Source organism: Delftia sp. GW456-R20, from assembly GCF_001622915.1.
Classification (GTDB): Bacteria; Pseudomonadota; Gammaproteobacteria; order Burkholderiales; family Burkholderiaceae_C; genus Comamonas; species Comamonas acidovorans.
This window is the reverse complement of record NZ_LWCN01000004.1, coordinates 2412544-2432479: the sequence shown is the minus strand read 5'-3', so window position 1 is coordinate 2432479 and position 19936 is coordinate 2412544. Positions and strand designations below refer to the sequence as shown.

At 67.7% G+C, this 19936-nt stretch carries 15 protein-coding genes and 2 pseudogenes; 10 read left to right on the top strand and 7 right to left on the bottom strand.

All coding sequences use genetic code 11. The features are described from left to right. Positions 1 to 90 precede the first annotated feature (90 nt). From A4F85_RS16200 to arsC, 3 genes are all read left to right on the top strand, one after another. Positions 91 to 1476 carry an 8-oxoguanine deaminase gene (locus tag A4F85_RS16200; protein WP_063327156.1) on the top strand — a complete coding sequence of 462 codons (1386 nt, stop codon included), beginning with the start codon at positions 91 to 93 and terminating at the stop codon, positions 1474 to 1476. A 206-nt stretch (positions 1477 to 1682) separates the two neighbouring features. Beyond that, a complete protein-coding gene (locus A4F85_RS16195) occupies positions 1683 to 2999 on the top strand; it encodes a nucleobase:cation symporter-2 family protein (protein WP_013804016.1) in 1317 nt (438 codons plus the stop codon). Positions 3000 to 3030: 31 nt separating this feature from the next. After that, positions 3031 to 3399, top strand: coding sequence for an arsenate reductase (glutaredoxin) (arsC, locus tag A4F85_RS16190; RefSeq protein ID WP_063327155.1), 369 nt, complete (start codon positions 3031 to 3033; stop codon positions 3397 to 3399). Between the two features lie 29 nt (positions 3400 to 3428). Here the strand turns inward: arsC and iaaH are convergent. From iaaH to A4F85_RS16165, 6 genes and pseudogenes are all read right to left on the bottom strand, one after another. Then, positions 3429 to 4913, bottom strand: a pseudogene (gene iaaH / locus A4F85_RS16185) (indoleacetamide hydrolase). Between the two features lie 8 nt (positions 4914 to 4921). After that, a complete protein-coding gene (locus A4F85_RS16180; RefSeq protein ID WP_063327154.1) occupies positions 4922 to 6313 on the bottom strand; it encodes a purine-cytosine permease family protein in 1392 nt (463 codons plus the stop codon). A 118-nt stretch (positions 6314 to 6431) separates the two neighbouring features. Next, entirely contained in the window at positions 6432 to 7649 is a 1218-nt protein-coding gene (argE, locus tag A4F85_RS16175) for an acetylornithine deacetylase (RefSeq protein WP_063328005.1), read from the bottom strand. Then, positions 7642 to 7738 (bottom strand): annotated as a pseudogene (locus A4F85_RS30675) (DUF1028 domain-containing protein); the annotation flags it as partial. The gene argE and the pseudogene A4F85_RS30675, both read right to left, overlap by 8 nt. 25 nt (positions 7739 to 7763) lie before the next feature. After that, positions 7764 to 8213, bottom strand: a complete 450-nt coding sequence (locus A4F85_RS16170) for a RidA family protein (RefSeq protein ID WP_063328004.1) — start codon at positions 8211 to 8213, stop codon at positions 7764 to 7766. Beyond that, positions 8213 to 9529, bottom strand: coding sequence for a flavin-containing monooxygenase (locus A4F85_RS16165; protein WP_063327153.1), 1317 nt, complete (start codon positions 9527 to 9529; stop codon positions 8213 to 8215). Before A4F85_RS16165 ends, A4F85_RS16170 begins: the two co-directional genes overlap by 1 nt. Before the next feature lie 202 nt (positions 9530 to 9731). On the opposite strand from A4F85_RS16165, the gene A4F85_RS16160 reads away from it, so the two are divergent. The 7 genes from A4F85_RS16160 (at position 9732) to A4F85_RS16130 (ending at position 18075) form a co-directional block, all read left to right on the top strand. After that, positions 9732 to 10667 (top strand): LysR family transcriptional regulator, encoded by a 936-nt coding sequence (locus tag A4F85_RS16160; RefSeq protein WP_063327152.1) that lies wholly within the window; start codon positions 9732 to 9734, stop codon positions 10665 to 10667. 63 nt (positions 10668 to 10730) lie between these two features. Continuing rightward, the gene (locus A4F85_RS16155) at positions 10731 to 12284 is read left to right on the top strand and encodes a Do family serine endopeptidase (protein ID WP_063327151.1); all 1554 of its coding nucleotides are present in this window, start codon (positions 10731 to 10733) and stop codon (positions 12282 to 12284) included. 307 nt (positions 12285 to 12591) lie between these two features. Further along, positions 12592 to 14097: a phosphatase domain-containing putative toxin gene (locus tag A4F85_RS16150; RefSeq protein WP_063327150.1), complete on the top strand. Its 1506-nt coding sequence runs from the start codon at positions 12592 to 12594 to the stop codon at positions 14095 to 14097. Between the two features lie 36 nt (positions 14098 to 14133). Beyond that, on the top strand, positions 14134 to 14538 hold the full coding sequence (locus tag A4F85_RS16145; RefSeq protein ID WP_012203525.1) for a hypothetical protein: 405 nt from the start codon (positions 14134 to 14136) through the stop codon (positions 14536 to 14538). A 182-nt stretch (positions 14539 to 14720) separates the two neighbouring features. Continuing rightward, complete coding sequence (locus A4F85_RS16140) at positions 14721 to 15395, top strand: response regulator (RefSeq protein ID WP_012203526.1); 675 nt, start codon at positions 14721 to 14723, stop codon at positions 15393 to 15395. After that, a complete protein-coding gene (locus A4F85_RS16135; RefSeq protein WP_063327149.1) occupies positions 15392 to 16873 on the top strand; it encodes an ATP-binding protein in 1482 nt (493 codons plus the stop codon). Before A4F85_RS16140 ends, A4F85_RS16135 begins: the two co-directional genes overlap by 4 nt. Before the next feature lie 170 nt (positions 16874 to 17043). Beyond that, positions 17044 to 18075, top strand: coding sequence for a GGDEF domain-containing protein (locus A4F85_RS16130; protein WP_063327148.1), 1032 nt, complete (start codon positions 17044 to 17046; stop codon positions 18073 to 18075). A gap of 95 nt (positions 18076 to 18170) precedes the next feature. Here A4F85_RS16130 and A4F85_RS16125 read toward each other — a convergent pair whose 3' ends face one another. Beyond that, positions 18171 to 19778, bottom strand: coding sequence for a methyl-accepting chemotaxis protein (locus tag A4F85_RS16125; protein WP_063327147.1), 1608 nt, complete (start codon positions 19776 to 19778; stop codon positions 18171 to 18173). Positions 19779 to 19936 lie beyond the last annotated feature (158 nt).

Sequence of the window (19936 nt, the reverse complement as noted above, 5' to 3'; positions counted from 1 at the left end):
TTGTGGACACATCGGGCGGAATTCAGCGCTATCGGCAATGGCTTGTCCTTCCTAGACTGGCGGCTTTTCCATTTCGAAGAAGAGAACGCCATGACCTTGATTGCCCTGAACGCCGATGTACTCGTCACCATGGATGCGCAGCGCCGCGAGATCCGCGACGGCGCCCTGGTGGCCGACGGCCCGGCCGTGCAATGGGTGGGCGCCACGGCCGATCTGCCGCCGCAGTACCGCCGCATGGTGGACGACGGCACGGCCCAGGTGCTGGACATGCGCGGCCACGTGCTCATGCCGGGCCTGGTCAACACGCACCACCACATGTACCAGAGCCTCACGCGCGCCGTGCCGGCCGCGCAGGATGCGGAGCTGTTCTCGTGGCTGACCAACCTGTACATGCTGTGGTCGCACCTCACGCCGGAGATGATCCACGTCTCCACCCAGACCGCCATGGCCGAGCTGATGCTGTCGGGCTGCACCACCACCAGCGACCACCTGTACCTGTATCCGAATGGCGCTCGGCTGGACGACTCCATTGCCGCGGCGCAGCAGATGGGCATGCGCTTTCATGCGGCGCGCGGCTCCATGAGCCTGGGCCGCAGCAAGGGCGGCCTGCCGCCTGACGCGGTGGTGGAGGAAGAGGAAGCCATCCTGCGCGACAGCCTGCGCCTGATCCAGCAGTACCACGACAGCGCACGCCACTCCATGCTGCGCGTGGTGCTGGCGCCATGCTCGCCGTTCTCGGTGACGCGCGAGCTGATGCGCGAGTCCGCCGTGCTGGCGCGTGCGCACGGCGTGTCGCTGCACACCCACCTGGCCGAGAACGACAACGACGTCGCCTTCTCTCGCGAGAAATTCGGCCTCACTCCCGCGCAGTACGCAGAAAGCCTGGGCTGGGTCGGCCCCGATGTCTGGCATGCCCACTGCGTCAAGCTCGATGCCGAGGGCATTGCGCTGTTCGCGCGCACGGGCACGGGCGTGGCGCATTGCCCGTGCTCCAACATGCGCCTGGCTTCGGGCATTGCACCCGTGCGCACCATGCGCGATGCGGGCGTGCCCGTGGGCCTGGGCGTGGACGGCAGCGCCTCCAACGACGGCGCCCACATGCTGGGCGAGGCGCGCCAGGCCCTGCTGCTGCAGCGCGTGGGCCACGGCCCTGCCGCCATGGGCGCGCGCGAGGCGCTGGAGATCGCCACGCTGGGCGGCGCGCGCGTGCTGGGGCGCGACGACATCGGCGCGCTGGCGCCGGGCATGTCGGCCGACTTCGTGGCCTTCGACATGTCGGGCGTGGGTTACGCGGGCGCAGGCCATGACCCCGTGGCCGCGCTGGTGTTCTGCACGCCCACCGACGTGTCCACCAGCGTCATCAACGGCCGCGTCGTGGTGCGTGACGGCCACCTGCTCACGGCCGACCTGCCGCGCGTGCTGACACGCCACCGCGAACTGGCCCGCACGCTGTTCGAGCGCGCAGCGGGCCACTGACATAACCCTGCAGCGCGGCAGGCCGGCACCCAGGCCATCGCGGGTGCCAGCGTGCCGCGCTGCGCCGTTCCCCCGAAGCATCTCCAGGAGGCTCGAAGACCCGGACAGCACTTTCAGAACCCCCACCCTTTTCCGGCACCACTGCCCCGACATACATACAAGCGCCTCTGAAGAGGCCAACGGCCAGGACACAAGGAGACAAGACAATGGAACAACTGCTTTACAAGGTGGAAGACCGACCGCCAATGCTCATCACCACGGTCCTTCTGTCGCTGCAGCACCTGCTGGCGGCGCTGGGCGGCATCATCGCCGTGCCCCTGGTCTTCGGCGGGGCGCTCAAGCTGCCGGCCGACCAGATCGTGGCGCTGGTGAATGCAGCGCTGCTGGGCTCGGGCGTGGTCACCATCGTCCAGTGCAGGGGGGTGGGGCCCGTGGGCATACGGCTGCCCTGCGTCATGGGCACAAGCTTCGCCTTCGTGGGCGCGGGCATCAGCGTGGGGCTGGAGCATGGCGTGGCCGGCATCCTGGGCTCCTCGCTGGTAGGGTCGCTGGTGATGATCGTGGGCAGCTACTTCATGCCCGTGATCCGCCGCTTCTTTCCGCACACCGTGACCAGCGTGGTCGTGACCATGATCGGCCTGTCGCTGACTCCCGTCGCCGTGGACTGGGCTGCGGGCGGCGTGGGCCGCAGCGACTACGGCGCGATCGGCCACCTGGCCATCGCCGGCTTCGTGCTGGTGCTGGTGATCGGCTTCGTGCAGTGGGGCAGGGGCATCGTCTCTGCCTCGGCCGTGGTGCTGGGCATCGCCTGCGGCTATGTGCTGTGCCTGGCGCTGGGCCTGATCGACTTCACCCAGGTGAGCGAGGCCGCGGTCTTCGCCATCCCGCAGCCGCTGACCTTCGGCATGACGTTCCCGGTGGCCGGTATCGTCGCCATGTCCATCGCCTTTCTGGTGACCATCGTCGAGACCACGGGCACTTTCATGGCCCTGGGCGCGGCCACGCAGACGCGCATCGACGGCAAGCGCCTGTCCAGCGGCATGCTGTGCGACGGCGTGGGCTCGGCCTTCGCCGCCGTGATGTCCAGCCCTCCGCTGTCCACCTTCGCCCAGAACGTGGGCGTGGTCTCGCTGACCGGCGTGGCCAGCCGCCACGTGGTCATGCTGACGGGCGTCATGCTGCTGCTGGCCGGACTCTTTCCCGTGCTGGGCGCACTGGTGGTGACGATTCCGCAGCCCGTGCTCGGCGGCGCGGGGCTGATGATGTTTGCCATGATCATTTCTGCCGGCATCCGCATGCTCAGCGGCGCCGAGCACTCGCGGCGCGCCAGCCTGATCATCGCGGTCTCGCTGGGCTGCGGCCTGGCGGTCACGGTGCGCCCGGACCTGCTGGCCCGCATGCCTGCCTTCGTGCGCGAAGTCTTCGGCTCGGGCATCACCGTCGGCGCCCTGGTCGCTGTGGGGTTGAACCTGCTGCTGCCCGGCCGCGAGGTCGATGCCCATCCCGAGGAAGCCGTGGCCTGATGCGCATTTTCATGGGCCTACACTGCGGCCCATGAACACCACCGCACCTCGCACCGACATCACCATCTACCACAACAACCGCTGCAGCAACTCGCGCGGCGCGCTGGCCCTGCTGCGCGACAACGGCGTGGAGCCGACCATCGTCGACTACATCGCCCAGCCCCTGGACGCTGCGCAACTGCAGGCCCTGGTCCGGCGGCTGGGCGTGCCCGTGCGCGAGCTGCTGCGCAGCAAGGAAGCCGTCTACACCGAGCTGGGCCTGGGCGATGCATCCGTCAGCGATGCGCAGCTCATCGCCGCCGTGGCCGAGCACCCCGTGCTGCTCAACCGCCCCATCGTCGTCACCCCCAAGGGCGCAGCGCTGTGCCGCCCGCCGGAGAAGGTGCTGGCGCTGATCTGAGCGGCGCCGCCGCAGGCTGTGCCTGTGACTCAGGGCCGCGGCGCGGCCAGCAGGCCCAGCACCTGCTCGAAGGCCACCCCTATCGCCAGCAGGCGGCGGTCGCTGCCTTCGGGGCCGTCCAGCTCGATGCCCACCGGCAGCCCCTGTGGCGTCAGGCCGGCCGGCAGCGAAAGGCCAGGCAGACCGGCATTGCTGGCCGGATCGGTATTGCGCAGAAAGGCCTCGAAGGTGCTGACCGCCTCCGCTCCTTGTATCGACACTGTCGAGGAGCCGTTCACCTCGTCCAGCGGCACGGCCGCAAGCCGCGTGGTCGGGAACAGCAGCGCATCGATCCGGTGCGTGGCAAAGGCCGTGGCGTAGTACTGCTGCAGCCGGGGCCGCCAGACCGTCATGGCCTCTTCGTACTGGTCTGCGGCCTCGTCCGCGAGCACGGCCTGGTACATGTCACGCACATCGGGACTGGCAATGCGCGCGGCGATGTCGGCCACGGTACGGACCGGCGCTTCGTTGGCAGCAAGCCATGCCGGCAGGTCTTCGGCCGACTCATGCAGCGCCAGCGGTGCGCCGATATGCCTGTTGATGTCCAGAAGGTCGGGCATGGCCATATCCACCCAGTCCACGCCAGCGGCCTGGAGCCGCAGCAGCGCTGCGCGCGTCACGGCCTCGACCTACGGCTCCAGGCCTTCCCACAGGGGGGAGGGCAGGCCAACGCGCAGGCCCCGCAGGTCCAGGGTCACCAGGGGGGCGCTGTCCGTGATCACCTGGTCCAGCAGGGCGATGTCGGCCACGCTGCGCGCCATGGGACCCACGGTATCGCGCGTGTGGCTGATGGGGACGACCGCATTCGGGTCGTGGTAGCGCCGGCTGGCGCCGCCGTTGCCCACCGAGGGGCGAAAGCCCGCAATGCCGGTCAGCGCCGCAGGAATGCGCGTAGAGCCTCCGGTATCCGTGCCCAGCCCTGCAGGCACGATGCGCGCGGCAATGGCGGCGGCCGTGCCGCCCGACGAGCCGCCCGGGATGCGGCTGGGGTCGTAGGGGTTGCGCACAGGCCCCGCATGCGGCGCCAGATTCGTGCTGGTGATGCCGAAGGCCAGCTCATGCATATTGGCCTTGCCCAGGACAATGGCCCCCGCATCCAGCAGGCGCTGCACAGAGGGCGCGTTGTCCCGGGGGATGAAGTGTTCCAGCGCCGGTGTTCCTGCCGTGTTCGGCAGGCCTCGCGTGTTGATGTTGTCCTTCACAACGATGGGAAGGCCGGCCAGCGGCAATTGCGCCCGGGCGTCGGCGGGCAGTGCGTCGATGCGCCGCGCAGCCGCCAGCGCGCCCTGCACGTCCAGCGCCGTCAGCGCATTGAGCCCCGACATGGCCTGCGCATGCGCGAGCAGGGTGGCCAAATAGTCGCTCGCCGCAAGCCGGCCCTGCTGTATGGCCGCAATGGCTTCGATGGACGTGAGGGCCCGCTGTGTCTGGGCGCTCGGGGGCAGGTACGGCTGCTGCAGGGTTGTCCTGGTCATGGCGGATGTCATGGCAGGGCCATGGGGGCGGGGATCGGTGCAAAGCGCTTCTGGCACACGTAGTACACCACCGATGTCAGTATCAGCCCGACGATCCAGGAAATGTCCGCGCCGTCCAGCATCTTCGCAACGGGGCCGGTGTACAGATCGGTGGCGACGAAAGGCAGTTGCACGGCAATGCCAAAGGCGTACGAAAAGATGGCCACGCCGTTGAAGCGCCCATAGATGCCGCCGTCCTGGCGGAAGAAGGAATCCACGTCGTACTGGCCGTGGCGGACGAGGTAGTAGTCCACCAGATTCACCGCAGTCCAGGGCACCATTACGCACAACAGCAACAAAATGAAGTGGGTATAGGTGGCCAGGAAGTTGTCCTGGCCGGCCAGCGCAATCGTCAAGGCGATGCCGAACAGCAGGCAGGCACAGGCCGCGCGCGCCGCCGCCTTGGCCGACCAGGAAGGCCGCAGCGTCTGCACGATGGTGATCGTGGACAGCGCGCCGCAGTACAGGTTCATGGCGTTGGTGGCCGCGATGCCCAGCGTCAGCACGATGATCACCAGCGGACTGATGCCCTGCGTCAGCGTGCTCAGGCTTTTTACGATGTCATCGCCCTCCACCGTCAGGCCCACGAGCGCGCCCAGCACCATCGGAAAGATGGAGCCCAGGGTGCAGCCGCCATAGCTGGCCCAGAAGGCCACGCGCGGGCCGGTGTCCGCCGGCAGGTAGCGCGAGTAGTCGGACACATAGGGCGCATAGGCGATCTGCCAGAGCGCGGCGATGGACATGCTGCCCAGAAATCCCGTCAGGCTGGGTGCGTTCTTCGACAGCAGATCGGCCGGCAGCCCGTGCACGAAGATGATCCAGGCGAAGGCCAGCACCAGCACCGCGCCTGCGCACCAGGTCAGCAGCCGCGTGTAGATGTGGATCAGCCGGTAGCCAAAGATGGTGGCCACCAGGCTCAGCAGGCCCACCGCGACCACGCCCTGGTTGACCGTCACGGCACTGCTCAGACTGTGCAGCGACTGCCCGCCCAGCACGAGGTTGGAGGCGAAGAAGCCCACATACATGACCACCACCAGGCCCACCACCAGCAAAGAGCCCAGCGAGCCGAACTGCCCGCGCGTCTGCACCATCTGGGGCACCCCCAACTGAGGGCCCTGCGCCGCATGCAGCGCCATGAATACCGCGCCGACCAGATTGCCGACGACGATGGCCAGCGTGCCCCACCAGAACGGCTGCTTGAACACCGTGACGACCAGCGCCCCGGTGACCACGGTCAGCAGCATGACGTTGGTGCCGAACCAGATGGTGAACAGGTCGCTGGCCTTGCCATGCCGTTCATGGGCGGGAATGGGTTGGATGGTGCTGTCTTCCAGCCGCAGGGTGTTGTCGTTGTGTTCCATGGTGTCTCCTCCAGATAGTGGAGTTGCGGTTGCGTGACGTCCGTGTGCTTGTGCATTGGCACGTTGGGTGCGTCCGATGTTTTATGTAGGTGGAAAATCGCGGCATCTGCCGCTGCGGTCACTGTGGATGGCGGCTGTCCTCCGCTTGTGGCCGGGCCGGGTCCTGGGTGGCACCGTCAACTTGCGTCAGGTGGGCCGCCAGGCGGGCCAGCATGGCATCACAGGCCTGCAGTTGTTCCACGGTGATGAACTCATCGGGCTTGTGCCCCTGGTCCATGCTGGCCGGCCCGCACACCACCGTGGGGATGCCCGCCTGGTCGAACAGTCCGCCTTCCGTACCGAAGGCCACCGTGCCGAAATCCCTGCGCCCGCTCAGCAGGGTCAGCAGTTGCGCAGCCTCGCTCTCGGGCGGTGTGGCCAGTCCCGGGTAGGCGCTCAGCGGCTGCAAGCGGATGCCGGTGCCGGGCTGCACCGCTTGCATGAGTGGTTGCAGATCGGTCTCGGCATAGTCCTGCAGTTCGTACGCCACTTCATGCGCATCGAAGCCTGGCAGGGCGCGAACCTCGAAATCGAACTCGCACTCGGCAGGCACGATGTTCAGCGCGCGGCCGCCCTGGATGACGCCGACCTGCACCGTCGAGAACGGCGGATCGAAGCGCGGGTCGTGGTGCTCGGGCCGCGACAGCCTTGCGCCGATCTCGTCCAGCTTGCGGATCACGCGCGCCGCGTATCCGATGGCATTGACGCCGCGCGGCGCATGGGCCGAATGACAGGCCGCGCCCTGGATGCGGCATCGCATCGCCAGCTTGCCCTTGTGTCCCAGCACCGGCTGCAGTTCCGTAGGCTCGCCGATCAGGCACAGGCGTGGCCTGTGGGGGCGGTTTTGCAGTTCCGACAGCAGGGACCGCACGCCCAGGCAGCCCACCTCCTCGTCGTAGGAAAAAGCCAGGTGCACGGGCATGGAAAGGGGCTGGCGCAGGAAAAGCGGCACTGCGGCCAGCACTGATGCGATGAATCCCTTCATGTCGGCCGTGCCCCGGCCATACAGGCGGCCATGCGCCTCGGTGAGGCGGAAAGGCTCCATGGTCCAGGCCTGCCCGTCCACGGGAACCACGTCCGTATGCCCGGACAGGACGATGCCGCCACGGTCGCGTGGGCCGATGGTGGCGAACAGATTGGCCTTGGTGCCCTCGGCGTTGTGCAGCAGTTCGCTTTGCACCCCCAGGTCGGCCAGGTAGCGCTGGATGAAGCCGATCAGTGCCAGATTGGAGTCCCGGCTGACGGTCGGAAATCCCACCAGCGACCTGAGCAGATCGCGACTTGTCGGCTTATTCATCGCCAGGCACTCCATAGCTGGGTGCGGCCGTGGGGTCCAGGGGCGCGCGTCAGGTAGTCCTTCATCTGCGGCCGATACGCCTGCCAGAGGATGGAGAAGGTCATGTCCTGCTCCTCACTGCGCGCCGGGCTGCCAGCCCTCGGGGATGACCGCGATCACGTCGATCTCCATCAGCCACTGCGGCTGCCCCAGAGCCGATATGCAAAGCCCCGTGGAGATGGGAAACACGCCCTTGAGCCACTTGCCCACTTCCCGGTAGACGGGCTCGCGGTAGCGCGGGTCGACGATGTAGGTGGTGGTCTTGACGATGTGCGACAGGTCGCTGCCCGCCTCCTCCAGCAGCTGCTTGACGTTCTTCATCGCCTGCTCGGCCTGCTTTTGCGGATCGCCCAGGCCGACCAGATTGCCCTCGAAATCGGTGCCGATCTGGCCGCGCACATAGACGGTGTTGCCGGCGCGCACGGCCTGGCACAGGTCGTTGTCCAGCGACTGGTTGGGATAGGTGTCCTTGGTGTTGAACATCCGGATGCGCGTGTGGGTAGGGGGCTGTGTGTGGGCGGGCATCATTGCGCTCCTGTGGGATGGGCGGCCTGGGTGGGTGCCCCGTGCGAGGGCGTGCGGTGGGCTGCATCGCGGTAGGCGAGGTACTGGCGCTGTATGGCGATGTGGTCTGCGATATGCCGGGCGTCGTGCCAGACGCCCCAGATGAAGCTGGAGCCGCGCCGCGACAGCCAGGGCAGGCCCAGGAAATAGATGCCGGGCTCGGACGAAACCCCGCGCTGGTGTCGCGGCTTGCCACTGGCATCGAAGGCATCGACCTGCAGCCAGCGGTAGTCCACCGCGTAGCCGGTCGCCCAGACGATGGAGGACACGCCGGCCTGCACCAGGTCCAGCGACGCCAGCGGCTGCGTGACGCAAGGCGGATCGGGCAGCATGCGCCGCGCCTCGGGCTCCTCTGGAAGGTCCAGGCCGTTGCGTGCCACATAGGCGTCCGCTGCGTCCAGCAGCGACAGGTAGTTCTCGTCGCCGCGCGTCAGATGGGTGATCAGGTCTGGCGCGAAGGACACGACACCATCATCGAAGACCCGGGTCACGCCCACCAGCGTGATCCCTTCATGGGCGAGACGGCGAAAATCGATGGTCTGGCCGCCGCGCGCCCCGCTGACGGCAATGGTCACATGCTCCTTGCCCGGTGCAGCCGTCTCCTTGTCCCATTCTCCGAGCACGCCCAGCCACCAGCAGAAATCGCGGTTGCGGTAAGAGCGCGGTGGCCGGTCATGCGGGCCCACCGACAGATAGACCTTTCGGCCGGCGCGCCGCAGTTCATCGGCGATCTGCACGCCCGATGAACCAGCCCCCACCACCAGCACGGCGCCTTCGGGCAATTGCCCGGGGTGGCGATAGTGCGCGGAATGGATTTGTGTGAACCGCTTGTCTTCAGGGGCTAGCGCGGGGATCACCGGGCGCTGGAACGGCCCGGTTGCCACTACCACGCGGCGAGCGTGGACCAGGCCCTCGGAGGTCTCTGCGGTAAAACCTTCGACGCCCGTATTGCGTACCACCCGGGTCACTTCCACGCCGGTGCGTATGGGGGCGCCGAACTTTCTGGCATAGGCCTCGAAATACTCGGCCACCCGGTCCTTGGGTGCGAAGGCATCCGCGTCCAGATCGTCGAACTCCAAGCCGGGAAAGCGGTCATGCCAGGCGGGGCCGTTGGCCACCAGCGAATCCCAGCGGCCCGTGCGCCAGCGTTCGGCAATGCGCTCGCGCTCCAGGACCAGGTGGGGCACGCCGATGCGGCCCAGATGCTCGCTCATGGCCACGCCGGCTTGGCCCGCGCCGACCACCAGTGTGTCGATGGAAATGGGATTGGCTGTCATGGGGCACTGTCTCCCCGCGCCCTGTTCGGGGCCTGGGCAAAGTGCCCCTGGTCTGCTGTCTGCATGTCGTCCTCCGTGGGTCAGATGGGTCTGTCTGGGGAGGAAATTTAGGGAGAAAGTGGCTATTTATAAAGAATATTAATAAGATGCATTGCATAGTTTTGTTTTATGTAGAGCCTTCGTTGCCGCTGGAGCCAAGCCCGTGGAAAACCTATCGCTGCGGTACTCGCTTCGCCAGCTGCGCTATTTCGTCGCCACGGCCCAGGCGCTGTCTTTCACTGCCGCATCGCGGCTGCTGCATGTCTCGCAGCCGTCGATCTCCACGGCGATCGCCGAGCTGGAGGAATCCTTTGGCGTGCAACTGTTCATTCGCCACCATGCGGCCGGGCTGTCCCTGACCCAGGCCGGGCGCGAAATACTGGGCATGGCCCGAAGCCTGCTCAAGAACGCGGAAGAATTGCAAGGCGTTGCGCGCAGCTTGGATTCGGGTATGTCGGGCAGCATTGCGCTGGGCTGCCTCACTTCGCTGGCCCCGCCGCTGCTGGCCGGGCTCATCAGCCGTTTCGTGGCGGAGCATGCGGGCATCACCTTCCGCACGGCCGAAGCCCACCAGGAGGACTTGTTCACCAGCCTGCGCGACGGATCGCTGGACCTGGCCCTCACCTATGACATAGACCTCACCGACGACATCGCCTTCCAGCCGCTGCGCACGCTGCCTCCCTACGCCATCCTGCCGGCGCGGCACCGACTGGCCCGCCAGCGCGCCGTCACGCTCAAGAGCCTGCTTGCAGAGCCCTATGTCATGCTCGACCTGCCCCACAGCCGGGAGTATTTCGCGCGGCTGTTCGACGCCGTGGGCGAGCGGCCCGTGCCTGCCTTCCGCTCCGCCCAGCCCGAGGTCGTGCGCGGCATGGTGGCCAATGGACTGGGATTCAGCATCCTGAACTTTCCCCTGCAGTCCACGCGCACGGTGGATGGAGTGGACTTCATCATCCGGCCCTTCAAGGACGAGGTGGCGGTTGTCACCCTGGGCATTGCTCAGTCCCGCAGCCTCAAGCCCAGGCAGGTCGTGCAGCGCTTTGCTGGGTTTTGCGCAGAGTGGATGGGTGAGGGCCAGCGCCCTCTAAGCCTCGCCTAAGTCTGCCCCTTCAGACTTCTCCCCAACGCAGCAAGGAACGCTGCTTTTGAGGAAAGGTCTGCGATGAACAAGATTCTGTCCACTCCCCGCCGTCTGGTGCTGGCCCTGGTGGCCGCAGGTGCCATCGGCGCCCTGGGCGCCACGGGCGCCGGTCTGGTTGGTGTGGTGCATGGCGATGCGCGTGCCGCCACGTCGCTGTTTGCGCCTGCAGCACAGCCTGCTTCTCCAGCTTCCCCCGCCGCCGCCGTGGCGGCGCCCAACTTTGCCGACATCACGGCGCGCAACGGCGCGGCCGTGGTCAACATCAGCGTGGTCGGCAGCTCGCGCGCCATGGGCGAGGATGGCGACGAGGCCGCTGCACGGCAGGGCCAGGGCCAAGGTCAGGGCCTGCAGGGCATGGACCCCAACGATCCGTTCTTTGAATTCTTCCGCCGCTTCGGCGTGCCCGGCATGCCGGGCATGGGCCAGGGCCAGCCGCAGCGCGATGTGCCCACGCGCGGCGAAGGCTCGGGCTTCATCGTCTCCAGCGACGGCCTGATCCTGACCAACGCCCACGTGGTGCGCGGCGCCAAGGAAGTCACTGTCAAGCTCACCGACCGGCGCGAGTTCAGCGCCAAGGTGCTGGGCGCCGATCCCAAGACCGACGTGGCCGTGCTGCGCATCGAGGCGAAGAACCTGCCCACCGTATCGCTGGGCAAGACGGCCGATCTGCGCGTGGGCGACTGGGTGCTGGCCATCGGCTCGCCCTTCGGCTTCGAGAGCAGCGTGACGGCCGGCGTGGTCAGCGCCAAGGGCCGCACCCTGCCTGACGACAGCTTCGTGCCCTTCCTGCAGACCGACGTGGCCATCAACCCCGGCAACTCGGGCGGCCCGCTGTTCAATGCGCGCGGCGAGGTGGTGGGCATCAACAGCCAGATCTACTCGCGCTCGGGCGGCTACCAGGGTGTGTCCTTCGCCATTCCCATCGAGGTGGCCACGCGCGTGCAGCAGCAGATCGTGGCCACGGGCAAGGTACAGCATGCGCGGCTGGGCGTGGCCGTGCAGGAGGTGAACCAGGCCTTTGCCGACTCCTTCAAGCTCGACCGTCCCGAAGGCGCCCTGGTGTCCAGCGTGGACAAGAGCGGCCCCGCCGCCAAGGCGGGCCTGGAGCCCGGCGACGTGGTGCGCAAGATCGATGGCCAGCCCATCGTGGGCTCGGGCGATCTGCCGGCCTTTGTGGGCCAGGCGCTGCCGGGCCAGAAGGTCACGCTGGAGATATGGCGCAACGGCGAGGCCCGCACGCTCAGCGCCGTGCTGGGCGATGCCAGCGACAAGGCCGCCAAGGTGGCCAAGGACAAGCCCGACGCCGGCAAGGGCAAGCTGGGCCTGGCCCTGCGCCCGCTGCAGCCCGAGGAAAAGCAGCAGATCGGCGTGAAGGACGGCCTGGTTGTGGCCGACGCCGCAGGCCCGGCCGCCGAGGCCGGCATCACCCAGGGCGACGTGCTGCTGTCCATCAACGGCACGCCTGCCGGTGATATCGAGGCCGTGCGCGCCGCCATGGCCAAGGCCGGCAAGACCGTGGCCGTGCTGATCTGGCGCGATGGCAACAGGATCTTTGTCCCCGTACGTCTCGGGTAAGTGAAAGGAGGTAAGGGACCAGAAGCATCCACACACTTGATTGATCGCACGGCCCCGGCGTGAATGCGCCGGGGCTATCGCTTTGGAAAAACCAGAGAAAAATGCCAGCGGTCCAAGGAGCGGTACGCCAATGTGATGGTTGTATCGTGTGAAATGACGCCCGTTTGCGTTAGTAATGTTTCTTTTTGTGACGGATTGATGTAAGGGAAACCGCTTAGACTGCCGGCCCATCGAGGCGTGCGCTGACCGTCTTGATTCACGGAATACGGCCCCTGGGGGCGCAACGCATCACAGGAAAGGCACGGCTTTGAATCAGGACTACAGCTTGCAGGTGGCGGGTTTGGGCGCATCGTTCGGTGCGCGCGTCATCCTGGCTGAGGTGGACTTCGCACTGCCCGCCCGGGGCGTCACCGTTTTGCTGGGGCCTTCGGGATCGGGCAAATCCACCCTGCTGCGCACGCTGGCCGATCTCAATGCCGCCAACCCGCGTTTTCGCCGCTGGGGCAGCACGCGCTACGCGGGCCAGCCATGGCGCAGCGGCCTGCAGGCGCCGCGCCTGGTGCAGCAGCAGGCCAGGCTGATGATGGCCAGCACCTTCGACGCCATCGTGGAGCTGGCGCGCCCCCGTCTCAAGCTGGTGCCGCATGAGCTGCGCGACTGGTGCCGCGCCCAGGTGCAGGCCTTCGGCTTCCCCGAGCTTGCGCTGATGTTCGACCAGCCGGCGCTGCAGCTGTCCCCCGTGCAGCAGCGGGCCGTGGCCATCCTGCGCGAGGCGCTGGCCGAGCCGGCGCTGCTGATGGTGGACGAGCCCACGGCCGAGCTTGAAGGCTACGAGGCCTTCGTGCTGCTGGAACTGCTGCGCCAGGTGGCGCAGCGCACCGCCGTGCTGATGAGCACGCACCACCAGCAGCACGCACAGGCCGTGGCGCAGGACATGCTGCTGCTGGCCGGCGGCCGCATCGCCGAGGCGCAATCCATGGAAGCCTTTCTGCGTGCACCGCTGTCGCTGGCGGGCCAGCAGTTCTTGCGCACCGGCAGCTGTGCCGTGGCCTCTCCCGATGCGCGGGCCGAAGACCTGGAGGAGGGCGTGCCCCTGCCTCCTCCGCTGCCTGCAGCGGCCGTGGCCGCGATCTCCGAGTTTCTGTCGGATGCAGTGGCCGCCGAGCCTGCATCCGAGCCCATGCCTGCACCTGAGCCTGCGCCTGCCCCCGTGCCTGCATCCATGCCTGCGCCGGTATCCGCACCGACACCCGCTGCCGCTGCCCGGCCGCGCGCCGTCAATCCCGCCGTGCTGGTGGACTGGCAGCCGTTGGCGGCCGACCCGCAGGCCGTGCCCGCCAGCCGCGGCCCCAACGGTTTTGCCTGGCTGGTGCCGGGCCGGCTGGCCGGTGCGCCGCAGCCCGGCGTGGTGCAGTCCATGGACTTTGACCTGAAGGCCCTGCGCGGCTGCGGCGTCACCGTGCTGATCACGCTGACCGAAAACGACCTGCCACAAGAGCCGCTGCAGCGGCACGGCCTGCGCAACCTGCACCTGCCGGTGCGCGACCACGAATCACCCACGGTGGCCCAGATCCAGATGCTGCTGGCGCGCATGTCGGCCATGCTGCGCGCGGGCGAGGTGCTGGCCGTGCACTGCCTGGCCGGCCTGGGCCGCACGGGCACGGTGCTGGCCGCATGGCTGGTGCGCGAGGGCCTCACCGCCGACGAGGCGCTGCGCCGCGTGCGCCTCATCGACGCCCAGTACGTGCAGTCCCAGGCCCAGGAGGACCTGCTCTACGCGTACGAAGTGGCACTGCTGCTGAAGATGGGCTGACCGATCACATCCATTCACAAAAAAAGGAAAGCTGCAATGAGCCTGGATAACGTTTTGAGCGAGGTGGCCGGGTCCGTGCCCGAGTGCCTGGCCATCGGCTACGTGGATGCCGCCTCCGGCATGCTGCTGGCCATCCGCACGGTGGACTCGCATCCGCGCGAAGTCATCGACCTGGTGGCCGCGGCCACGGCCGACCTGTTCAACGGCCCCAATGTCTCGATGATCGAGAGCCTGTTCAAGAAGTCGCGCGGCCTCAAGGACGACGGCCACCACTACTTCCAGGAGCTCATCGTCAACAGCGACAACCTCATCCACGTCTTCCTGCGCGGCAAGCTCATGCCCGACTACGTGGCCGTCTTCGTGTGCCGCCGCACGGCCAACCTGGGCATGGCGCTGACCAAGGCCCGGATGGCCATGCCTAAGATTGAAGCGGCGGTGTGACCGCCGCTCACCCCCTGAGTCGCTGCGCGCCTTCCCCCTCTCTAATCGCTTCGCGAAGGAGGGGGACGACAGCCTCGCGGCGGGGCGGCCCTTGCTCGCTGTCCCTGACGTTTGAGCGCGCCAGTTTCGGGCGGCATGTGCCTCAGAACTGAGCCAGCCTTCCAGGGAGCTATTCTTCAACCATGCGCTTACTGCTTGTCGAAGATGACGCCATGATCGGCGAGGCCGTGCAGACCCTGCTGCGCGGCGAGGGCCATGCGGTGGACTGGGTCCGTGACGGCCTGCAGGCCGATGCGGCCCTGTGCCCCGGCCCGGGCGGCGGCCATGGCTATGACATGGTGCTGCTGGACCTGGGCCTGCCCGGGCAGGACGGATTGCAGGTGCTGCGCCATCTGCGCGGGCGCCGCGACCGCACGCCGGTGCTGGTGGCCACGGCGCGCGATGCCGTGCGCGACCGCATTGCCGGGCTGGATGCGGGGGCCGATGACTACGTGGTCAAACCCTATGACCTGGACGAGCTGCTCGCGCGGCTGCGCGCGCTGGCGCGGCGTGCCTCTGGCGGGTCCGACCCGCTGTACGAGCGCGAGGGCGTGCGGCTGAACCCCGCCACGCGCGAGGCCAGCGTCGATGGCCGCGACGTGGTGCTCTCCGGCCGCGAATGGGCGGTGCTGGAGACGCTGCTGGCACGCCCGGGCAGCACGCTGTCGCGCCAGCAGATCGAGGACAAGCTCTACGGCTGGGGCGACGAGGTCAGCAGCAACGCCATCGAGGTCTACATCCACGGCCTGCGCAAGAAGCTGGGCGCGGGGCTGATCCTCAATGTGCGCGGCGTGGGCTACATGGTGCCCAAGCCATGACGGCGCCGGCTTCCTCCCTTGTTTCCTCCCTTATCGCCCGGGCGCGCGGCCGCCTGCCCGGTGCACTGGGCACGCGGCTGCTCATGTTCCTGGGGGCGGCCATCGTGCTCACGGCGCTGCTGCAGGGCCTGCTGGCCTACCGCAATGCGCTGCTGCAGACCGACACCCTGTTCGACTACCAGATGCAGCAGACCGCCTTTGCGCTGCGCGCCGGCCTGCCGGTGGACGCGCGCGGCAGGCCCCAGGGCACGCCGCCCGAGGATGAGAACCACGAATTCATCGTCCAGGTCTGGACCAACGAAGGCCTGCGCATTTTTGAATCCGCCCTGGGCGCCGCCCTGCCGCAGATGGCCGTGCTGGGCTTTGCCGACGTGCCCGCGCGCGGCACGGTCTACCGCGTGTTCTCGCTGCAGACGCGCTCGCAGGTGATCCAGGTGGCGCAGGACATGCGCGTGCGCCGCACCCTGGCGCGCGATGCCGCCTGGCAAAGCCTGCTGCCCATTGCCCTGCTGGCGCCCGTGCTGGCGCTGGCCGTGTGGTGGGTGGTGCGCAGTTCGCTGGCGCCCGTGCAGCGCGTGCGCCGCGAACTGGCCACGCGCCGCCCGCAGGACCTTGCGCCCGTGCCTGCCGAGGGCCTGCCCGACGAGGTGCGGCCCCTGGTGGCCGAGCTCAATGCGCTGCTGCAGCGCGTGGGCCAGGCCTTCGAGGCGCAGCAGCACTTCGTGGCGGACGCCGCACACGAGCTGCGCTCTCCGCTGGCCGCGCTCAAGCTGCAACTGGTGGCCTTGCAGCGCGCGCCCGATGTGGCCGCGCATGACGAGGCCGTGCAGCGTCTTTCGGCCGGCATAGACCGGGCCACACGGCTCGTCGAACAATTGTTGACATTGGCGCGGCAGGAAGCCCAAGGCACGGTACAAGGCACGGCACAAGGCGTGCAAGGCATGCAGGGCCAGCACGGCGCTGCCGCGGCCGCACCTGCCGACGTGGACCTGCGCGAGGTGGTGGAGCAGGCCCTGGCGGACCAGGCCGTGGCGGCCCAGCAGCACGGCCTGGACATGGGCCTGAGCGAGTCCCCGCAACTGCGGCAGTCCTTTGCCGTGGCGGGCGACGCACAGTCCTTGCAGATGCTGGTGCGCAACCTGCTGGACAACGCCGTCAAGTACGTTCCGCAAGGCGGCCGCGTCGATGTCGGCTGGCGCAGCGATGCCCAGGGCCGCGCGCTGGTGGTCGAGGACTCGGGCCCCGGCATTGCCGAAAGCGAGCGCGAACTGGTGCTGCGGCGCTTTGTGCGTGGACCCTCTGCGGCTTCAGCGGCTTCAGCGGCTTCAGCGGGCCAGCAGGCGCAGGGCAGCGGACTGGGCCTGGCCATCGTGCAGACCATTGCCGAGCGCCACGGTGCTCGCCTGCTGCTGGACCGCTCGCCCACGCTGGGCGGCCTGCGCGTGCAGGTGATGTGGCCGCCTGTGTCGGGCCGCTGACAGCGGCGCGTGGCGCGCAGGCCTATCGGCGTGTAGCGCGCGGCGGGAATGCTTCCCGCCTGCGTCCGGCCGGGTCACAATCCCCAAATTGGTGCCCGCCCGCCTGCCTTGCCATTTCCTCATCAGCCGCGCGGGCAGTCTGCTTCCGTAGTCATTTCGAGAGGTATTTCATGGAGTCCCTTGTCCAGCGCCTGTCCCAGTCCGTGACCCAGGCGCATTCGTTGGAAGAGTTGACGCGGCCCCTGCTGCAAATGCTCGAAGAGAGCACGCAGCTGGAGTCCACCTATCTCACCACCATCAACGAAGAACAGGGCCAGCAGCGCGTGCTCTACGCGCGCAACGCCAGCGAGATGCAGATTCCCGAGGGCCTGGTCGTTCCCTGGGGCGACACGCTGTGCAAGCGCGCCCTGGACGAAGGCCGCATGTACACGCCCGATGTGGGCGACTGCTGGGGAGACTCCGAGGCCGCGCGTGAACTGGGCATACGCACCTACGCCAGCGCGCCCGTGCGTTTTTCGGATGGCCAGCTCTATGGCACGCTGTGCGCGGCCAGCAAGTCCTCGCAGGCCCTGAGCAGCGAGGCCGAAGGCATGCTGCGCCTGTTCGCCAACCTGATTGCCGAGCGCGTGGAGCGCGAGCAGCTCATCGCCAGCCTGAACCGGACCAACCGGGAGCTGGCGGCGCTGGCCTTGCTGGACCCGCTGACCGGCCTGCCCAACCGGCGCTGCCTCACCGACGAGCTGGGCCGGCTCATTGCCCGGTGCGCACGCAGCCAGGAATGCGTGGTGGTGGGCTTCATCGACCTGGACCGCTTCAAGAACGTCAACGACGAGTACGGCCACGAGGCCGGCGACGCGCTGCTGCGTGCCATGGGCGAACGCCTGTCCGCCCACCTGCGCAGCGCCGACATGCTGGCGCGCTTTGGCGGGGACGAGTTCGTCTTCATCGGCGTGGGGCCCTTGTTCGGCAGCGAGGCCGATGCCGTGGCGCGTGAACTGCAGCAGCGCCTGTCGGATGCCTCGGCCTTCCAGGTCGATCTGCCCGATGGCAAGACGCTGGACTACGGCGGCGCCAGCGTGGGCGTGGTCTGTCTCAGGCCCGAATCCATCGATGCCGACGACGCGCTGCAAAAGGCCGATGCGGCCATGTACCGCGTCAAGATGGCGCGCAGCCGCGAAGCCAGGGGCAACGCGCTGCATTGAGCCAGCCGCAGGCCTGGCCCGGTGGCCAAGACCTGCTGCTGCCTTGCTCCGGCCTGTCTCGCTGCTTCTCGCGCGCGCTCTTTTTTCTTGCCGTCTCAGCCTGCTGCCAGCATGGGCTGCCTGCGCTGCAGCTCCACGGCGACATGCTGATGGCCGCTTGCCGCCTCCAGCTTGAAGGCGCCCACCGTGCGCACCAGGTCGCCGGCCTGGCCGCGCAGGCTGGAAGCGGCGGCGGCCATCTCCTCCACCAGTGCCGAGTTCTGCTGGGTGGCCTGGTCCATCTGCGTGACCGCCTGGCCGATCTGGGCCACGCCCGAGCTTTGCTCGGAACTGGCGGCGCTGATCTCGCCCATCAGATCGGTCACGCGGCGTATGGCGTCCACCACCTCGGCCATGGTCGTGCCGGCCTGGTCGGCCAGCGCGCTGCCGTTGTGCACGCGGCTGGCGCTGTCGGTGATCAGTTGCTTGATCTGCTTGGCGGCCTCGGCACTGCGGCTGGCCAGGCCGCGCACCTCGGTGGCCACCACGGCAAAGCCCCGGCCCTGCTCGCCCGCACGCGCCGCTTCCACGGCCGCGTTCAGCGCGAGGATATTGGTCTGGAAGGCAATGCCGTCGATCACATTGATGATGTCGGCGATCTGCCGGCTGGAATCACTGATGCCGCGCATGGTGTCCACCACCTGCCGCACGACCTCGCCGCCCTGCTCGGCCACGGTGGAGGCACCCAGCGCCAGCTGATTGGCCATCTGCGCGTTGTCGGCGTTCTGGCGCACGGTGGAGCTGAGCTGCTCCATGGAGGCTGCCGTCTGCTGCAGCGCGCTGGCCTGGCTTTCCGTGCGTGATGACAGGTCCTGGTTGGCCTGCGCGATCTGCCCGCTGGCCGCTGCCACGCTGACCGATCCCTGGTGCACCTGGCGCACCACGCCGCGCAGCCCCTCCTGCATGGTCTGCAGGGCGCGCAGCAGCATGGACACCTCGTCCTTGCCGCGCACATCGATGTGCCGTGTCAAATCGCCCGCCGCCACGGCATCGGCCGTATGGATGGCCAGGCGCAGCGACCGCGCCATGTTGCGGATGATGGACCAGCCCAGCAACACCCCCAGCAGCACACCCGCGATGATGGAGCCCACGGCCACCGCAAAGATCACCTGGTAGAGCGACTGCGCGGCGTCGTATTCCTCCTTGGCGACGCGGGTCTGCAGCGCGGTCAGCTGCACGATCACATCACGCAGCGGCGCGTACAGGGCCTCGTCCTTGTCGATCAGCAGTTGCCGGGCCAGCTCCAGGTCGCCGGACTGCAGCGCCTGCTGGGCCGGCTTCAGAAAGCCCTGCAGGAACAGCGCGCGCACGGCCTCGAAGCGGTCGGCCAGCTGCGCCTCTTCCTCGGTCATCCGGGTCTGGCGGAACGAGGCCCAGGCCTTGTTCACGTCGTTGATGTTGATCTGTATCTCCTGCTGCTTTTGCTGCGTGTACTCGGGCAGGTGCACGGCAATGGCGCCCGAGACCGCATGGCGGTTGCGCAGCAGCAGGCGCTGCACTTCCAGCAGATCGCCCAGTGCGACCAGGCGCTCTTCATAGACCACCTTGAATCGGCGGTTGGACTCGCTGATTCCATATAGCCCGAAAGCGCCGATCACGATCATGAGCAGTGAGAGAAAACCAATCAAGGCGGTCAGGCGAGTCGATAACTTGAAATTATTCATACTGCGTCCTTTGCATGCATTGCGGATGGTTGGTGGGTACTTGCGTTGTCAGGCCGCCCCGTGATGGCTCGCATCTCTCATAACGGAATCGGTAATGAAAATGAGATTTCACTAACGGGAAATGCCCGGTCTGCACAAATGCTCACAGGCATCCGGAA

Coding starts and splice junctions, on each gene's coding strand:
- A4F85_RS16155 (WP_063327151.1), top strand. CDS start 10,731: ATGAACAAGATTCTGTCCACTCCCCGCCGTCTGGTGCTGGCCCTGGTG.
- A4F85_RS16125 (WP_063327147.1), bottom strand. CDS start 19,778: ATGAATAATTTCAAGTTATCGACTCGCCTGACCGCCTTGATTGGTTTT.
- argE (WP_063328005.1), bottom strand. CDS start 7,649: ATGAATAAGCCGACAAGTCGCGATCTGCTCAGGTCGCTGGTGGGATTT.
- arsC (WP_063327155.1), top strand. CDS start 3,031: ATGAACACCACCGCACCTCGCACCGACATCACCATCTACCACAACAAC.
- A4F85_RS16200 (WP_063327156.1), top strand. CDS start 91: ATGACCTTGATTGCCCTGAACGCCGATGTACTCGTCACCATGGATGCG.
- A4F85_RS16130 (WP_063327148.1), top strand. CDS start 17,044: ATGGAGTCCCTTGTCCAGCGCCTGTCCCAGTCCGTGACCCAGGCGCAT.
- A4F85_RS16170 (WP_063328004.1), bottom strand. CDS start 8,213: ATGCCCGCCCACACACAGCCCCCTACCCACACGCGCATCCGGATGTTC.
- A4F85_RS16180 (WP_063327154.1), bottom strand. CDS start 6,313: ATGGAACACAACGACAACACCCTGCGGCTGGAAGACAGCACCATCCAA.
- A4F85_RS16135 (WP_063327149.1), top strand. CDS start 15,392: ATGACGGCGCCGGCTTCCTCCCTTGTTTCCTCCCTTATCGCCCGGGCG.
- A4F85_RS16140 (WP_012203526.1), top strand. CDS start 14,721: ATGCGCTTACTGCTTGTCGAAGATGACGCCATGATCGGCGAGGCCGTG.
- A4F85_RS16195 (WP_013804016.1), top strand. CDS start 1,683: ATGGAACAACTGCTTTACAAGGTGGAAGACCGACCGCCAATGCTCATC.
- A4F85_RS16145 (WP_012203525.1), top strand. CDS start 14,134: ATGAGCCTGGATAACGTTTTGAGCGAGGTGGCCGGGTCCGTGCCCGAG.
- A4F85_RS16165 (WP_063327153.1), bottom strand. CDS start 9,529: ATGACAGCCAATCCCATTTCCATCGACACACTGGTGGTCGGCGCGGGC.